12 protein-coding genes are annotated in these 15,562 nt (G+C 68.8%); 9 read left to right on the top strand and 3 right to left on the bottom strand.

All coding sequences use genetic code 11. The features are described 5' to 3' along the window. Positions 1-30 precede the first annotated feature (30 nt). Together BJQ95_RS12645 and BJQ95_RS12640 are read left to right on the top strand one after the other, a co-directional pair. On the top strand, positions 31-1,302 hold the full coding sequence (locus tag BJQ95_RS12645; RefSeq protein WP_256041372.1) for an APC family permease: 1,272 nt from the start codon (positions 31-33) through the stop codon (positions 1,300-1,302). Positions 1,303-1,497: 195 nt separating this feature from the next. Continuing rightward, the gene (locus tag BJQ95_RS12640) at positions 1,498-2,457 is read left to right on the top strand and encodes a hypothetical protein (RefSeq protein WP_130178405.1); all 960 of its coding nucleotides are present in this window, start codon (positions 1,498-1,500) and stop codon (positions 2,455-2,457) included. A 171-nt stretch (positions 2,458-2,628) separates the two neighbouring features. On the opposite strand, the gene gndA is transcribed toward BJQ95_RS12640, so the two are convergent. Next, on the bottom strand, positions 2,629-4,032 hold the full coding sequence (gene gndA / locus BJQ95_RS12635; protein ID WP_240694835.1) for an NADP-dependent phosphogluconate dehydrogenase: 1,404 nt from the start codon (positions 4,030-4,032) through the stop codon (positions 2,629-2,631). 121 nt (positions 4,033-4,153) lie between these two features. Next, a complete protein-coding gene (locus BJQ95_RS12630) occupies positions 4,154-4,858 on the bottom strand; it encodes a FadR/GntR family transcriptional regulator (RefSeq protein ID WP_370688339.1) in 705 nt (234 codons plus the stop codon). Between the two features lie 220 nt (positions 4,859-5,078). Here BJQ95_RS12630 and BJQ95_RS12625 point away from each other — a divergent pair, with 220 nt between their 5' ends. The 3 genes from BJQ95_RS12625 to mfd are packed head-to-tail and all read left to right on the top strand — an operon-like array spanning position 5,079 to position 9,991. Further along, positions 5,079-5,690: a 50S ribosomal protein L25/general stress protein Ctc gene (locus BJQ95_RS12625; protein ID WP_130178407.1), complete on the top strand. Its 612-nt coding sequence runs from the start codon at positions 5,079-5,081 to the stop codon at positions 5,688-5,690. Positions 5,691-5,737: 47 nt separating this feature from the next. After that, positions 5,738-6,325 carry an aminoacyl-tRNA hydrolase gene (pth, locus tag BJQ95_RS12620; RefSeq protein ID WP_130178408.1) on the top strand — a complete coding sequence of 196 codons (588 nt, stop codon included), beginning with the start codon at positions 5,738-5,740 and terminating at the stop codon, positions 6,323-6,325. Between the two features lie 30 nt (positions 6,326-6,355). Beyond that, positions 6,356-9,991 carry a transcription-repair coupling factor gene (gene mfd, locus BJQ95_RS12615; protein ID WP_130178409.1) on the top strand — a complete coding sequence of 1,212 codons (3,636 nt, stop codon included), beginning with the start codon at positions 6,356-6,358 and terminating at the stop codon, positions 9,989-9,991. On the opposite strand, the gene BJQ95_RS12610 is transcribed toward mfd, so the two are convergent. Further along, the gene (locus BJQ95_RS12610) at positions 9,918-11,126 is read right to left on the bottom strand and encodes a Na+/H+ antiporter NhaA (RefSeq protein ID WP_130178410.1); all 1,209 of its coding nucleotides are present in this window, start codon (positions 11,124-11,126) and stop codon (positions 9,918-9,920) included. The two genes, mfd and BJQ95_RS12610, sit on opposite strands and share 74 nt — an antisense overlap. 121 nt (positions 11,127-11,247) lie before the next feature. Between BJQ95_RS12610 and BJQ95_RS12605 the strand changes: the two genes are divergently transcribed. From BJQ95_RS12605 to eno, 4 genes are all read left to right on the top strand, one after another. After that, positions 11,248-11,952 carry a MazG family protein gene (locus tag BJQ95_RS12605; protein ID WP_130178411.1) on the top strand — a complete coding sequence of 235 codons (705 nt, stop codon included), beginning with the start codon at positions 11,248-11,250 and terminating at the stop codon, positions 11,950-11,952. Positions 11,953-11,984: 32 nt separating this feature from the next. Next, entirely contained in the window at positions 11,985-12,518 is a 534-nt protein-coding gene (locus BJQ95_RS12600) for a ferritin (protein ID WP_130178412.1), read from the top strand. Positions 12,519-12,655: 137 nt separating this feature from the next. Beyond that, the gene (gene hisS / locus BJQ95_RS12595; protein WP_130178413.1) at positions 12,656-13,909 is read left to right on the top strand and encodes a histidine--tRNA ligase; all 1,254 of its coding nucleotides are present in this window, start codon (positions 12,656-12,658) and stop codon (positions 13,907-13,909) included. A gap of 159 nt (positions 13,910-14,068) precedes the next feature. Further along, positions 14,069-15,349, top strand: coding sequence for a phosphopyruvate hydratase (eno, locus tag BJQ95_RS12590; RefSeq protein ID WP_088456721.1), 1,281 nt, complete (start codon positions 14,069-14,071; stop codon positions 15,347-15,349). The last annotated feature ends 213 nt before the right edge of the window (positions 15,350-15,562 follow it).

The raw sequence follows: 15,562 nt of genomic DNA, 5'->3' as shown, positions 1-15,562 counted from the left end.
CGGTTCACCTGGATTGCCTACTGTGGGTGCATGGACGGATCGACACGGCCCGAGGACACCCTGCGGCGCCACCTCGGCATCGGCGGGGCCACCGTGGTGGGCCTGGCCGCGATGATCGGCGCCGGAGTGTTCTACGTCTGGGCGCCGGCCGCCGCCGCGGCCGGTTCCGGCCTGCTCGTCGGACTGGTCCTCGCGGGGCTGATCGCCTCGCTGAACGCCCTGAGCTCGGCGCAACTGGCGATGAGCCATCCGGTGTCCGGGGGAGCGTACGCGTTCGGCCGGGCGACCCTGGGCCCGTGGTGGGGGTTCTCGGCCGGCTGGCTGTTCCTGGCCGGTAAGACCGCCTCGGCCGGCGCCATCGCCCTGATCCTGGGCGGCTACCTCTGGCCGGAGCAGGCCAGGCTGGTGGCCGTCCTGGCGATCCTGGTGCTCGGCTCCGTGAACCTGGCCGGGATCCGCAGCACCGCCAGGCTCAGCGCCGTGGTGGTGTTCCTGGTGCTCGGCGGACTGTTCACGCTGGTGCTCGTGGTGGGTGCCGGCCTCGCCGGAGGGACGTTGCCGGTGGCGTTCGACTCCGGCACGCTGTTCGAGGGCGGCTGGGTGGGCATCATGCAGTCGGCCGGGCTGCTCTTCTTCGCGTTCGCCGGTTACGCCCGGATGGCCACCCTGGGGGAGGAGGTCCGCGACCCGCGCCGCACCCTGCCGCGGGCGATTGTGACCGCGCTTGCCCTCACCCTGGTGGTCTACGGGGTGATCGGCCTGCTGTGCGTGCTTGTGCTCGGGCCGGCGGCCCTGGCGGCCTCTGCGTCGCCGCTGGCCGACCTGGCCGGCAGGGCCGAGCCGTGGACCGGTATCGCCCGGGTGCTGGCCGCCATCGCCTGCCTGGGCTCGCTCGCGGGCATCCTGGCCGGCCTCAGCCGCACCGGACTGGCGATGGCCAGGGAGGGGGACCTGCCGGGTGCGCTCGGCCGTATCTCGCCGGCGCGGCGCAGCCCGGTGACGGCCGAGGTGACCATCGGCCTCGTGGCGATGTTCGGAGTGCTGCTGCTGGACCCTGCCCAGCTGGTGGGCTTCTCGGCCTGCGCGGTGCTGGTCTACTACGCCATCGCGCACCTGGCCGCGCTGCGTCAGCCACCCGAGGAACGCTGGCTGCCCCGCTGGGTGCAATACGCGGGCGCCGCCGGCTGCCTGTTGCTGGCCGTCACCCTGCCCTGGCCCGGCGTGCTCGCCGCGTTCGCCTGGCTGGGGCTTGGACTGGCGGGCCGCGCGCTGCGCTTCGCCCGAGCCGCCCGCCGCTCCTGACCCGCCGCACAGGCTCCCGAACGCACGAACTGGTCCCCGTGCGGACACTTGGTCCCGGCACACCGGGTGCAAATGTCCGGACGGTAACAGATAGCGGCGGAAGGTGCGGCTCCTCCACAGCCGGGGCGACGGGCGGATCTGCACCGATGGGCGCCATCCGGGTCCCGGTGAGACGGCGGATGCGAGTCTGACCCCATGGCTGATGACCGGCTGGACCCACGAACGGGCCTCTTCCTCGTCCAGAGCGTCGGCGTTTCTGACACCGATGCCCGGCAGTTCCGCCGATCTGTGGATCGGGGGCAGGGCACCCGCTTGCGCCGCGGGGTCTTCACGACGACGGACCGTTGGGGCGGCCTGGCACCCCAGGATCGATACCTCGACCGCATCCGCGCTGTTGTGGCGACCAGGAGGCGGCACGACCCCGTCGTCAGCCACCAGTCTGCCGCGGCGCTGTGGGGCATCCCGCTGGGTGGCGCCTGGCCGGAGACCGTGCATGTTCTCGCGGTACCGGGCTCACGGGTGCGAAGCAAGAACGGCGTGTTCGTGCATCGCACCGGGTTCGACTGGGCCGAGGTCGTCGAACTCGACGGCGTGCTCGTGACCAGACCGGCTCGCACGCTCCTCGACCTCGCGAGGACGGCAACGTTCGACAATGCCGTCGTCGCGCTCGACCACGGCATGAATCCTCGACGGGCCACACCGGAGATGCTCGTCTACCCGGACGAGTTGTCCGAGATGTTGGCCCGGTGCGGGTCGGTTCGCGGCAGCACCAGAGCGCAACGGGCCATCGACTTCGCGCGTCCCAACGCCGACAACCCGGGGGAGTCGCTGAGCCGGGTGGCGATCTTCGAGCTGGGCTTCCCCGACCCCGAGTTGCAGTGCCGGCACCCGAATCCGCAAGGTGGGTGGTACTTCACCGACTTCGAATGGCCGAGATTCCGGCTGATCGGGGAGTTCGACGGGCGGGGCAAGTACCTCAAGGACGAATATCTGCACGGGCGTGCGCCGGGCGACGTCGTGTACGCCGAGAAGGTGCGGGAGGACCACCTGCGCGCCGAGGGGTTCCGGGTGGTGAGGTGGGGCGCCGCCGAGCTGGCCAACCGGGCTGCGCTGAGCCGACTGCTGGTCACTGCCGGCTTGCCGGTCACCCGGTGACCAAGCCAACTGTTGCCCGTCGTGCGGACAACCGGTCGCGGTGTGCCGACCGGCCGGCCGATCGACCGCACAGACAACTGTTGCCCGTGCGGACAACTGGTCCCGGTGTGCCGGGTGCCAATGTCCGCACGGGCAACAGTCGCCGAGCGGGTGGAGCGGGGGGAACAGCCTCTAGTGCGAGGAGCCCTCGGTGACGATCTCGGTACGGTCGCCGGACCACAGGGTGTGGAAGGTGCCTTCCTTGTCGACGCGCTTGTAGGTGTGCGCACCGAAGAAATCGCGCTGGCCCTGGGTGAGGGCAGCGGGAAGGCGGTCAGCGCGCAGGCTGTCGTAGTACGCCAGTGACGAGGCGAACACCGGCGCGGGGATGCCGGCGTGGGCGGCGTCGGCGACAACATTGCGCCAGGAGTCCTGGGCCGTCGCGACAACATCGGTGAAGAACGGGGCGGTGACGAGCGAGACAAGTCCCGGGTTCTCGGTGTACGCCTCGGTGATGCGGTTGAGGAAGCGGGCGCGGATGATGCAGCCACCGCGCCAGATCTTCGCGATCTCGCCCTTCTTGATGTCCCAGTTGTACTGTTCGGCACCGGCGACGATGGCGTCGAAGCCCTGCGAGTAGGCGATGACCTTGGACGCATAGAGCGCCTGGCGGACACCCTCGATGAAGCCGTCCACATCTTCGACGGGGTTGGCGGTCGGGCCGGGGAGGGCGGCGGCAGCTGCGCGCTGCGCGGGCTTGGAGGAGACGGACCGGGCGAACACGGCCTCGGCGATGCCGGACACGGGGATGCCCAGGTCGAGGGCGGTCTGCACGGTCCACACGCCGGTGCCCTTGCTGCCCGCCTGGTCGAGGATGACGTCGACGAGCGGCTTGCCGGTCTCCGCGTCGACCTGCTTGAGGACCTCAGCGGTGATCTCGATGAGGTAGCTCTCGAGCTCGCCCTTGTTCCACTCGGTGAAGATCTCGGAGATCTCGGCCGGGGTCTTGCCGGTTCCGCGACGGATAAGGTCGTACGCCTCGCCGATCAGCTGCATGTCGGCGTATTCGATGCCGTTGTGGATCATCTTGACGAAGTGGCCGGCGCCATCGGTGCCGACGTGGGTGACGCAGGGCACGCCGTCAACGACCGCGGCAATGGACTCGAGGATAGGGCCGAGGGTGACGTACGCCTCCGCTGAACCGCCGGGCATGATGCTCGGGCCGTTGAGGGCGCCTTCCTCACCACCGGAGATGCCGGCGCCGACGAAGTTGATGCCTGTCTCGCGAACGGCCTTCTCGCGACGGAGGGTGTCGGTGAACAGCGCGTTGCCGCCGTCGACGATGATGTCGCCGGGCTCGAACAGCTCGGTCAGCTGGCTGATCACGGCGTCGGTGCCCGTGCCGGCCTGCACCATGATGATGGCCGTGCGGGGGGTGCTGAGCGAGGCGACGAAGTCCGCGATGGTTTCGGATGCCACGAAGCCGGCCTCGGGGTGTTCGGTGGTGAGCAGGCGGGTGCGTTCGGGCGAACGGTTGTAGACGGCCACGGTGTTGCCTTCGCGGCTGGCGAGGTTACGGGCGAGGTTGGAGCCCATCACCGCCAGTCCGACGACGCCGATGTTTGCTGAACCGGTTTCTGACACGCAAATCTCCTTTGGGTCTGTGAGCGATGACCACCATCAAGGTTAGTGGACCGCTAGACCTATGTAATCATATTTATTGCCCGGATGCGCGGGACCAGCTGGGCTGCACCTCCGCGTAGGTGCGGCGCATGATCAGCTCCATCGCCACCCGGGCCGCTCCCGGCTCGCCGGCGGCGATGGCATCGGCGACGTCGGCGTGCAACTGCAACGTGTTCTCGTGCGGGCGGTCGGGCATCAGGCCCAGGTCGGTGCGGCCGGACAGCACCGCCGCGATGGGCTCGCCGAGTTTGGCGAACATCTGGTTGCCCGACCCGTGCAGCACCAGCGTGTGAAAGCGGATGTCGAGCTCCAGGAACTGGGACAGGTCACCGGAATCGCCGGCGCTGCGCATCAGCTCGGCCACGGCCACCAGCTCGGCGGAGACCGCGGGAGCCGAGTGCCGGGCGGCCAGCTCCGCGGCCATCGGCTCCACGGCGCTTCGGAGTTCGGTCAGTGACCGCAACTGTTCCCCTTTGCCCGGCCCGAGCAGGCGCCAGCGGATGATGGTGGGATCGTACGCGTTCCAGCTCTCCGGCGGCAGAACCCGGATGCCGACCCGTTTGACCGACTCCACCAGCCCCATCGACCCCAGCACCCGGATCGCCTCCCGGATCACCGACCGGCTCACACCCTGCCGGCGTTCGATCTCATCGGAGAGCAGGATCGTGCCCGCCGGAACCGTGCCATCGACGATGGACCGGCCGACGTCATCGGTCACTCGGGTGTGCAGGCTGGCCATGATCGTCACTTTATCGTCTAGAGTGGTGAGTTGAACTTCGGCGAGGGATTCGTGCGGGGCCCGGGAAACCGGCCCGGTGAAATCCGTAATCGACGCGGCGAAAAGTCCCTCCAAGGCCTTTCCTCACGCTGACATGCGTTCGAGTTGAACCAGCATCCGTACTGCGGGCCCAGCGCCAGCACACATCAATACGGGCACACGAGGCCCGCAAGGAGACACCATGGCCGAGGCCAAGAACAACAACAACAAGATTTCCGCTGACGCGCGCCACAGCTTCGGCAAGGGCGCTGCCCGCAAGCTGCGCGTGCTGGGCAAGATCCCCGCCGTCATCTACGGCCACGGCACCGAGCCCGTGCACGTGGCCCTGCCGGCCCACGAGATCGGCCTGCTTCTGCGTCGCGCGAACGCCGTGCTCGAGCTCGACGTCGAGGGCACCACGCACCTGACCCTGGTCAAGGACGTGCAGAAGGACCCGGTTCGCCAGATCATCGAGCACCTCGACCTCATCGTCATCCGCAAGGGTGAAAAGGTCCAGGTCGAGGTCGCCGTGCACATCACCGGTGAGAGCGCCCCCGGCACCATCGCGGACCTCGACGCCAAGACCCTGCTCCTTGAGGTCGAAGCCACCAACATCCCGCAGAGCGTCAGCGTCGATGTCGAGGGACTGGAAGACGGCGCCCTCATCCACGCCAGCGAGATCAAGCTCCCCGCCGGCGCGTCGCTCGTCTCCGACCCCGAGATGGTCGTCATCGGCGTGCACCTGCCCGCAGAGGAAGAGGCAGAGGAGACCACCGAGGCCGAGGCTCCCGCCGAGGAAGCCGCCGCCGAGTAGCCTTTCCCCTCCTCACCGCCGGACAGGAACTTGTGTAAAGGAACCCCCTGGACGAGAATCTTTGGCTCGTAGTCGGGCTCGGTAACCCCGGGCCCGGCTACGCCGGCAACCGCCACAACGTCGGCCACATGGTCACGGCAGTGCTCGCCGACCGGATGCGCGCGAACTTCAAGAACCACAAGGCGAACGCCTCCGTCGCCGAGGGTCGCAGCGCGCCCGGCGGCCCCAAGCTGATCCTGGCCAAGCCGAACAGCTTCATGAACCTCTCCGGCGGCCCCGTCGCGGGCCTGCTGCGCTTCTACTCGCTCGACGTCTCCCGGCTGATCGTCGTGCATGACGAGTTGGACCTGCCCTTCGACACCCTGAAGATCAAGGTGGGCGGCGGCCACGGCGGCCACAACGGGGTGCGGGACATCATCGCCGCTACGGGCAGCAACGAATTCACCCGCATCCGGATGGGCATCGGCCGGCCGCCCGGCCGCCAGAACGCCGCCGACTTCGTGCTGCACGACTTCTCCAGCATCGAGCGCAGCACCCTGCCGATCATGCTCGAGGACGCCGCGGATGCCATCGAGATGATCGCCGCAGACGGCGTCACCGCGGCGCAGCAGAAGTTCCACGCCCCTCCCGCCTAGCGATCATCCTGGAACCCGTAGACTTGTGCGGTGATTCTTCAGGGCTTGATTCCGGCGCTTTCTGGTGCCTCCACGTTCGACAACGCCCTCGCCTTCGCGGCGTGTGACGCCGATTTCTCCCTCACCGAGGGCCTGCGGGCCCCGCTGCTGGCCGCGCTGCTGGAGCAACGGTCCCGGCTCGACAAGGGCCGAGCCCTGTTCGTGATCACGGCCACCGGCCGCGAGTCCGAAGCGCTCCGGGAGAACCTCGGCTGCTTCTCCGACGACGCCGAGATCGTCGAATTCCCCGCCTGGGAGACCCTGCCGCACGAACGGCTCAGCCCCAGTGCCGAGATCGTGGGCCGCCGGCTCTACGCGCTCCGCCGGATGCGCGACTGGGAGAACTCGGATGCGGCCGGCCGCCGTCCCCTCATCGTGGTGGCCTCGGTGCGGGCCGCGCTGCAGCCCGTGGCCGACAACCTCACCGACTACGACCCCCTCGAGCTCAGCGCCGGCGGCCGCGGCCACGACCTCGCCGCCATCTCGGTGGACCTGGTCAACGTGGCCTACGCCCGCGTCGACATGGTCACCCGGCGCGGCGAGTTCGCCGTGCGCGGCGGCATCCTCGACGTGTTCCCGCCGATGGCCGCGCACCCGTACCGGATCGAGTTCTTCGGCGACGAGGTCGAGCAGATCCGCGCCTTCGCGGTCGCCGACCAGCGCTCGATGCCCGAGCCCATCGACTCGGTGACCCTGCCGCCGAGCCGGGAGCTGCTGCTCAGCCCCGCCGTGCGGCAGCGTGCCCGGGAGATGCAGCACGAATTCCCCAGCCTCGCCGGCCTCCTCGCCAAGGTCGCCGAGGGCATCCCGGTCGAGGGCATGGAAAGCCTGGCGCCGGCGCTGGTGGACCGGCTCGTGCCGGTCACCCACTACCTGCCCCGGCAGGCCGCCGTCGCGGTGATCTCGCCCGAACGGGTCGCCTCCCGGGCGATCAGCCTCGCCGAAACCAACCGGGAGTTCCTCTCCGCAGCCTGGAACGCCGCCACCGCCGGCGCCGAAGCGCCCATCGACCTGGCCAGCGGTGACTTCCTCACCCTGGGCACCCTGCGGGACGCCGTGCGCTACTCCGCCCCCGGCGCCCCCGCCACCGAACGAGTCTGGTGGACGCTCAGTTCGTTCCAGGCCGCCCCGACCGACATCGAGGTGCTGCCTGAGCACCGCGAGATCGACGAACTGCTCACCATCCGCATCGAGGGCGACGCCGTGCCGAGCTTCGCAGGCAGTGTCGAAGGCGCCGTCGGACACCTCTCCAGCCGGCTCAAGGACGGCTGGACGGTCGCCGTCGTCGCCCAGGGCGCCGGCCTGGTCGACCGGGCCGCCGACGTGCTCGCCGGCGCCGAACTGCCCGCCCGCATCGTGGCGGAATTCCCGGCGGACCCGGAGCCCGGCATCGCCTACCTGATCAAGGCCTCCATCGCCCACGGCTTCGAGATCCCGGAGACCAAGCTCACCCTGGTGAGCGAGAGCGAGTTCTACGGCCGCACCGTCGGCTACGACGCCCGGCAGATCAAGAAGTTGGCCAGCCGGCGGAAGAACGTCGTCGACCCGCTGCAGCTCAAAACCGGCGACCACGTCGTGCACCAGACCCACGGCATCGGCAAGTTCCTCGAACTGACCCAGCGCGAGGTCTCCAGCGGGGGCCGCAACCCGGTCAAAACCACCCGCGAATACCTGGTGCTCGAATACGCCGCATCCAAGCGCGGCCACGGCGGCGACAAGCTCTACGTGCCCACCGACCAGCTGGACCTGGTCTCCCGCTATGTCGGCGGCGAGGCCCCGGCGCTGTCCAAAATGGGCGGCAGCGACTGGTCGGCCGCCAAGACCAAGGCCCGCCGGGCGGTGCGCGACATCGCCGTCGAACTGGTCAAGCTCTACTCCGCACGGATGGCCAGCAAGGGCCACGCGTTCGGCCCGGACACCCCCTGGCAGCGTGAGCTCGAGGAGGCGTTCCCGTTCGCGGAGACGCCCGACCAGCTCACCACCATCGAAGAGGTCAAGGCCGACATGGAACGGCCCATCCCGATGGACCGGCTGCTCTCCGGCGACGTGGGCTTCGGCAAGACCGAGGTCGCCGTGCGCGCCGCGTTCAAGGCCATCCAGGACGGCAAGCAGGTGGCCATGCTCGTGCCCACCACCCTGCTCGTGCGCCAGCACATGGAAACCTTCCAGGAACGCTTCGCGGGCTTCCCGATCCACCTGCGCGCCCTCAGCCGGTTCCAGACCGACAAGGAATCCCGCGAGACCGTGGCCGGCATGCAGGGCGGCACCGTCGACATGGTCATCGGCACGCACCGGCTGCTCTCGGACAACACCATCTTCAAGGACCTCGGCCTGGTCATCATCGACGAGGAGCAGCGGTTCGGCGTGGAGCACAAGGACGCGCTGAAGAAGCTCAAGACCAACGTCGACATCCTCGCCATGAGCGCCACACCCATCCCGCGCACCCTGGAAATGGCCGTCACCGGCATCCGGGAGATGTCCACCCTGGCCACCCCGCCCGAGGATCGGCACCCGATCCTCACCTTCGTCGGCCCGTACTCCGACCGTCAGGTGGCGGCCGCCATCCGCCGGGAACTGCTGCGCGAGGGGCAGATCTTCTTCGTGCACAACCGGGTCTCCAGCATCAACCGGGTGGCCGCGCAGCTGGCCGAACTGGTGCCGGAGGCCAGGGTCGCCGTGGCGCACGGGCAGCTGCCGGAGGCCCAGCTGGAGCAGGTGGTGGTGGACTTCTGGGAGAACAAGTTCGACATCCTGGTCTCCACGACCATCATCGAGACCGGCCTGGACATCGCCAACGCGAACACCATCATCATCGACCGCGCCGACAAGTACGGGCTCAGCCAGCTGCACCAGCTGCGCGGCCGGGTCGGTCGGGCCAGGGAACGGGCCTACGCCTACTTCCTCTACGACGAGAACAAGCCGCTCAGCGAGATCGCGCACGACCGGCTGGCCACCATCGCCGCCAACAACGAGCTCGGCGCCGGCATGCAGGTGGCGCTGAAGGACCTGGAGATTCGCGGTGCGGGCAACCTGCTCGGCGGCGAGCAGGCCGGCCACATCGCCGGGGTGGGTTTCGACCTGTACCTGCGCATGATCGGCGAGGCCGTGGCGACCTTCCGCGGCGACGTCGCCGAGGGCCAGACCGAGCTGCGGCTCGAGCTGCCCGTGGACGCGCACATCCCCGAGGAGTACGTCGACAGCGAGCGGCTGCGCCTGGAGGCGTACCAGAAGCTCTCCGGCGCCAGCTCACTGGCGGCCGCCGACGATCAGATCGGCCTGGTGCTCGAGGAGCTCACCGACCGCTACGGCGAACCGCCCGAGGCCGTCACCAACCTCATCGCCGTGTCCAGGCTGCGCCGGCACGCCCAGCAGGCCGGTCTCGGCGAGGTCGTCGCGATGGGCTCCAACCTGCGGGTGGCCCCGGTCGACCTGGCCGACTCGATGCAGGTGCGGGTGCAACGGATGTACCCGGGCGCGAAGTACTCGGCCGCGGCCGGGTCGATGATCGTGCCGCTGCCGCGCCTGAACGGCGAGCCGCTGGCCGACGCCGGGCTTATCGTGTGGACGGGCTCGCTGCTGGACGCGGTGTTTCCGCGGCCCGTCGATACTGCCGTGCCCGCACACTGACCACGACGGCCGACACCAGAATGGCGAATCCTGAGCCGAGCAACACGGCGAGGGTGGCCTCGTCGACCACCTCGACACTGCCGGCGAAGGCGAGAGCGCCCATCAGCAACGACACCGTGAAGCCGATACCGCCCAGGCAGGCGACCATGACGATGTCGGCGAACTTGAGCCCGGATTTGGACCCGTTCGGCCGCCGGGAGATCAGGCTGCCGAGGCTGCCGGCCACGGTGATGCCGATCAGCTTGCCCACCGGCAGGGCCACCAGGATGCCCCAGAACGCCGGGCTGAGCTCGGCCAGGCTCACCTGGGGGATGGCGACCAGGGCCGCCGAGAAGGCGAACAAGGGCAGGATCACGGCGTTGGAGTACGGCTCGAGCACGTGGTGGGCGCGGCCGCCGGGGACCCGGGCCATCACCAGGCCCAGGATGACGCCGGCGATCGTGGCGTGCACGCCGGACAGGTAGGTGAAGTACCAGGTCGCCAGGCCCAGCACGGTCAGGGCGGCCACGATCGGCCAGACCGGCTTCCGGCCCAACACCCAGGCCGAGCGGGGCTTGAGCAGCCGGCTGGTCACGCCGAAGAGCGTCGCGGCGATGGCGGCGAAGCCGATGTACTGCAGCTGCGGGTCCTGGGTGAAGAAGAACGCGATGATCAGGATCGCCACGAGGTCGTCGAGCACGGCCAGCGCCAGCAGGAACACCCGCACCCGGGTGGGGATGCCGCGGCCGAACACCGCCAGCACACCCAGGGCGAAGGCGATGTCGGTGGCCGTCGGCACCGGCCAGCCGGCGGCGAGCCCCGACCCCTGGGTGAGCAGCAGGTAGATTCCGGCCGGCACCACCACCCCGCCGAGCGCGGCGAGGGCAGGCAGCGCGGCCTTGCCGATGCTGTTCAGGTCGCCGATCACGAGCTCACGCTTGAGTTCGATGGCGATGAGGAAGAAGAAGACCGCCAACAGCCCGTCGCTGATCCAGTGCTTGGCGGACAGGTCGAGCCCGAAGATCCCGGTGGGCAGGTGTTCGTCGGCGGCCACGATCAGGGCGGGCCCGAACGCGACGTTCGCGGCGAGGAGGCCGAGGACTCCGGCTAAGAGGAGGAATCCGGCGGCGTAACGCTCGGAGCGAATGAAGGTCATGCGTGGTCCTGTCCACCCGCCGAAAACGGGTCTGTCGTGAGTCAGAGCGAATCACTTCGCCCGCCGACCAGACTTCCCGGCACACCTGTGACCAGTCTAGCCAGGCCACCTACGATGGAGTGTGACCGAATACTCCCCGCCCACCCCATCCGCTTTCGACCAGCTCGTGGCCACGGTCGCCCGGCTACGTGCGCCCGGCGGCTGCCCGTGGGACGCGGAGCAGACCCACGAGTCGCTCGTGCAGTACCTCACCGAGGAGACCCACGAGCTGATCGAGGCCATCGAGAGCGGCAGCAGCGACGACCTGCTCGAGGAACTCGGCGACGTGCTCTACCAGGTGGTCTTCCACGCGTCGATCGCGGCCGAGACGGCCGGTGAGGGGTTCGACATCCAGGATGTGGCGGCGCGGATGACCCGGAAGATGGTCGGCCGGCATCCGCATGTCTTCGGCGACGCGGGCCGGCAGAGCCTCGAGACCGTCGTGGCCGGCTGGGACGACGTGAAGGCGGCCGAGAAGCCGCACCGCACCAGCGTGCTCGACGGTATCCCGCAGGGCATGCCGGCCCTGGCCCTGGCCGACAAGGTGATCGGCCGGGCCCAGAAGATCGGCCTGCTCGAAACGGACCCGCCCGCCCTGCTGCCGATCGACAGCGAGGACGAGCTCGGCCCGATCCTGCTGGCCATCGTGTCGGCGGCCAAGGCCCAGGGGTTGGACTCCGAGCGGGCGCTGCGCACGGCCCTTCGCGACCTGCAGGATGAGATCCGCAGCAGTGAACAGGAGAGCGACCCCGGGGACGCCGGGATCATCGGATACCCGTCCGCGTAGCGGGGCAGAGCGTAGCCCGGTAACGTCGAATCATGACCGAGACATCCTTCAACGCCCTTCTCACCCAGCAGATCGGCAATGAATTCGCCGCGTCCCAGCAGTACATCGCCATCGCCACCTGGTTCGACAGCCAGGACCTGCCCCAACTCGCCGCGCATTTCTACCGCCAGTCGGTCGAAGAGCGCAACCACGCCATGATGCTCGTGCAGTACCGCCTGGACCGTGGCCTGGAGGTCGTGATCCCCGGCATTCCCGCGGTGGTCAACGGCTTCGCGAACATCGTCGAACCCATCGCGCTGGCCCTCGCTCAGGAGCAGCAGGTCACCGGCCAGATCGAGGCGCTGTTCCGTGCTGCCCGAGAGGATGGCGACGCGCTCGGCGAGCAGGCCATGCTCTGGTTCCTCAAGGAGCAGGTCGAGGAGGTCGCCTCAATGTCGACACTGCTGACCATCGCCCGGCGCGCCAAGGACAACCTCTTCGACATCGAGAACTTCATCGCCCGTGAGGCGGTCGGCGACGCCGGCGGCGACACCGACGCCCCGGGCGCGGCGGGCGGAGCCCTGTAGCTCCTCTCCTGAGCCAACTGTCACCCGTGCGGACACGTGCACCCGGCACACCGGGACCATTTGTCCGCGAGCGGGAACAGAAAGGCGGGGAACCGGGCCGGGCGGGGACGCGACGGGGGACCTGACAGAATTGGGGCATGGCAACAGCAGTGACCCCTCCTCGCGGCATGCGCGACTTCCTCCCGGCCGACAAGGCCACCCGTGAACGGGCGCTGGGCGTCATCCGCTCCAGCTTCGCCGCACACGGCTTCGACGAGATCGAGACCCCGGTGATGGAGGACACCGCCAAATTGCACTCCGGTCTCGGCGGTGACAACGAGAAGCTCGGCTTCGCCGTGCTCAAGCGCGGCATCGGTCCCGCCGACCTGGTGGCAGCCGCCGAGGCCGACGAGCTGCTCTCGCTGACCGACCTGGGTCTCCGCTTCGACCTCACGGTGCCGCTGGCCCGGTTCTACGCCAGCCACCATGCCGAACTGCCCACCGTGTTCCGTTCCATCCAGATCGCCCCGGTCTGGCGCGCCGAACGCCCGCAGAAGGGGCGCTACCGCCAGTTCGTGCAGTGCGACATCGACATCATCGGCGAAGCCGGTCCGCTCGCCGAGATCGAGCTGATCACCGCCACCGTCGCGGCCCTGGACAACCTGGGGCTGTCCGGCTGCTCGATCCGGATCAACGACCGGCGCATCCTGAGCACCATGCTCGCCGCCTGGGGCGTGGCCGAGAAACTCACCGAACGGGCCCTGATCACCCTCGACAAGCTCGACAAGATCGGTGTGGACGGCGTGGTCGCCGAACTCGCGCAGCTCGGCATCACCACCGCCGGCCTGGCCGACACCCTGGCGGGCTTCGCCGACGCGGGCTGGCCGGACCCCGCGGCCGCGCCGGCCTGGCTCGACGCCGCGGCCTACGCCGACCTCACCGCCCTGCGCGCCGCACTGCCCGGCGCGTCGCTGGAGTTCGACCCCACCCTGGTGAGGGGGATGGGCTACTACACCGGCACCATCTTCGAGATCAAGCACCCCGACCTGGGCTACTCGCTCGGCGGCGGCGGTCGGTACGACGGCATGATCGGCCGGTTCCTCGGCACCGACGTGCCCGCCTGCGGCTTCTCGATCGGCTTCGAACGCATCGTCGACCTTCTTGCCGGCTCCGCCGGAGACACCGACCGGGCGGTGCTGCTGGTGCACGAGAAGGATGCCGACCCGGCCGCCCTCGTCGCCCTCAAGTCCGCCCTGGTCGCCGACGGTCTGCGCGTGCGCCTGGAGAAGCGCACGAAGAACCTCAAGGCGCTGCTCGAGCGAGCCGGCCAGGCCGGCTACGGCAGGTTCGCCTTCGTGACCCAGAACTCCGCCGACCCGGCCGAGCTCGTTTTCAAACCGTTGGGCGGCTGAACGATCGATGAACGCCGGAGCGGCGGGACTTCAGTCCTAGAGCGCCCCGAGCGCGCGATCACTAGACTGTTCTCGGACTGGAACACAGCGGCGTATTCCTCAAAATCCAATCGGACTGAGAAATCCAAACGAAGATCGACAGACAAACAGGAGATAGTTGTGGCTCTTATTGACGCAGTTGTTGCACGCGAAATCCTTGACTCTCGGGGAAACCCGACCGTCGAGGTCGAGGTCCTTCTCGAGGACGGCACGCTGAGCCGTGCCGCCGTCCCCTCAGGCGCCTCGACCGGGGCCTTCGAAGCCTACGAGCTGCACGACGGTGACAAGAAGCGTTACCTCGGCAAGGGCGTGCTCAAGGCCGTCGGCTCCGTCACCGACGAGCTCGGCCCGGCCGTCGAAGACCTCGACGCCGCTGACCAGCGCATCATCGACATGGTCCTCAACGAGACCGACGGCACCGTCAACAAGGAGCGCGTCGGCGCCAACGCCATCCTCGGCGTGAGCCTGGCCGTGGCCAAGGCCGCCGCCAGCTCGGCCGACCTGCCCCTGTTCCGCTACCTCGGCGGCCCGAACGCGCACACCCTGCCCGTTCCGATGATGAACATCATCAACGGTGGCTCACACGCCGACAACGACGTCGACATCCAGGAATTCATGGTTGTCCCGCTCGGCGCCCCCACCTTCAGCGAGGGCCTGCGCTGGGGCGTCGAGGTCTACCACGCCCTCAAGGGCCTGCTGAAGAGCAAGGGCCTCGCAACCGGCCTCGGCGACGAGGGTGGCTTCGCCCCCAACCTGCCCAGCAACCGTGCCGCTCTCGACCTCATCGTCGAAGCCATCACCCTCGCCGGCTACACACCCGGCACCGACATCGGCCTGGCCCTGGACTGTGCAGCCACCGAGTTCTTCAAGGACGGCGTCTACCACTTCGAGGGCAAGGAACTGACCTCGACCGAGATCGTCGCCTACTACGCCGAGCTGCTCGAGGCGTACCCGCTCGTCTCCATCGAAGACCCGCTCGAGGAAGAGGACTGGGAAGGCTACGTCCACCTCACCGCTCAGCTCGGCGACAAGGTGCAGATCGTCGGAGACGACCTGTTCGTCACCAACCCGATCCGCCTGGCCAAGGGCCTCGAGATCAAGGCTGCCAACTCCATCCTGATCAAGGTCAACCAGATCGGCACCCTGACCGAGACGATGGATGCCGTCGCCCTCGCCCAGCGCGCCGGCTACACGACCGTCATCTCGCACCGCTCCGGCGAGACCGAAGACACCTTCATCGCCGACCTCGCCGTCGCCACGGATGCCGGCCAGATCAAGACCGGTGCCCCGGCCCGCAGCGAGCGCGTTGCCAAGTACAACCAGCTCCTGCGCATCGAAGAAGAGCTCGGCGAGGCCGCGGTCTACGCCGGCCGCTCCGCGTTCCCGCGCTTCAAGGGCTAATCGCCTCAGAGAAGACACACGGGCTCCCCGCCTTCGGACACCGTCCGGGGCGGGGAGCTCTTTGTGTGGGCCGTCGTGACGGCTTGGCTGCGGGTTTGCTCAGGATTCCGATTGTCCGTCCCGTGGCGAACCGTTCGGGCCGAAAGATCTGGCAGTCTAGAGCCGGGGCGACTTCGTGTGCCCCGGCCAGCAGTCACACATCGAGCAGCCATA

It is taken from the genome of Cryobacterium sp. SO1 (assembly GCF_004210215.2).
Classification (GTDB): Bacteria; Actinomycetota; Actinomycetes; order Actinomycetales; family Microbacteriaceae; genus Cryobacterium.
Note: the sequence above shows the minus strand (reverse complement) of the source record. Positions and strands in the feature narration are given on the sequence as shown.

Excerpts from the sequence above, each read along its gene's own strand:
- BJQ95_RS12625 (WP_130178407.1), top strand. The coding sequence starts at position 5,079 with ATGGCCGAGGCCAAGAACAACAACAACAAGATTTCCGCTGACGCGCGC.
- BJQ95_RS12630 (WP_370688339.1), bottom strand. The coding sequence starts at position 4,858 with ATGGCCAGCCTGCACACCCGAGTGACCGATGACGTCGGCCGGTCCATC.
- BJQ95_RS12645 (WP_256041372.1), top strand. The coding sequence starts at position 31 with ATGGACGGATCGACACGGCCCGAGGACACCCTGCGGCGCCACCTCGGC.
- gndA (WP_240694835.1), bottom strand. The coding sequence starts at position 4,032 with ATGGGCTCCAACCTCGCCCGTAACCTCGCCAGCCGCGAAGGCAACACC.
- BJQ95_RS12610 (WP_130178410.1), bottom strand. The coding sequence starts at position 11,126 with ATGACCTTCATTCGCTCCGAGCGTTACGCCGCCGGATTCCTCCTCTTA.
- BJQ95_RS12600 (WP_130178412.1), top strand. The coding sequence starts at position 11,985 with ATGACCGAGACATCCTTCAACGCCCTTCTCACCCAGCAGATCGGCAAT.
- BJQ95_RS12640 (WP_130178405.1), top strand. The coding sequence starts at position 1,498 with ATGGCTGATGACCGGCTGGACCCACGAACGGGCCTCTTCCTCGTCCAG.
- hisS (WP_130178413.1), top strand. The coding sequence starts at position 12,656 with ATGGCAACAGCAGTGACCCCTCCTCGCGGCATGCGCGACTTCCTCCCG.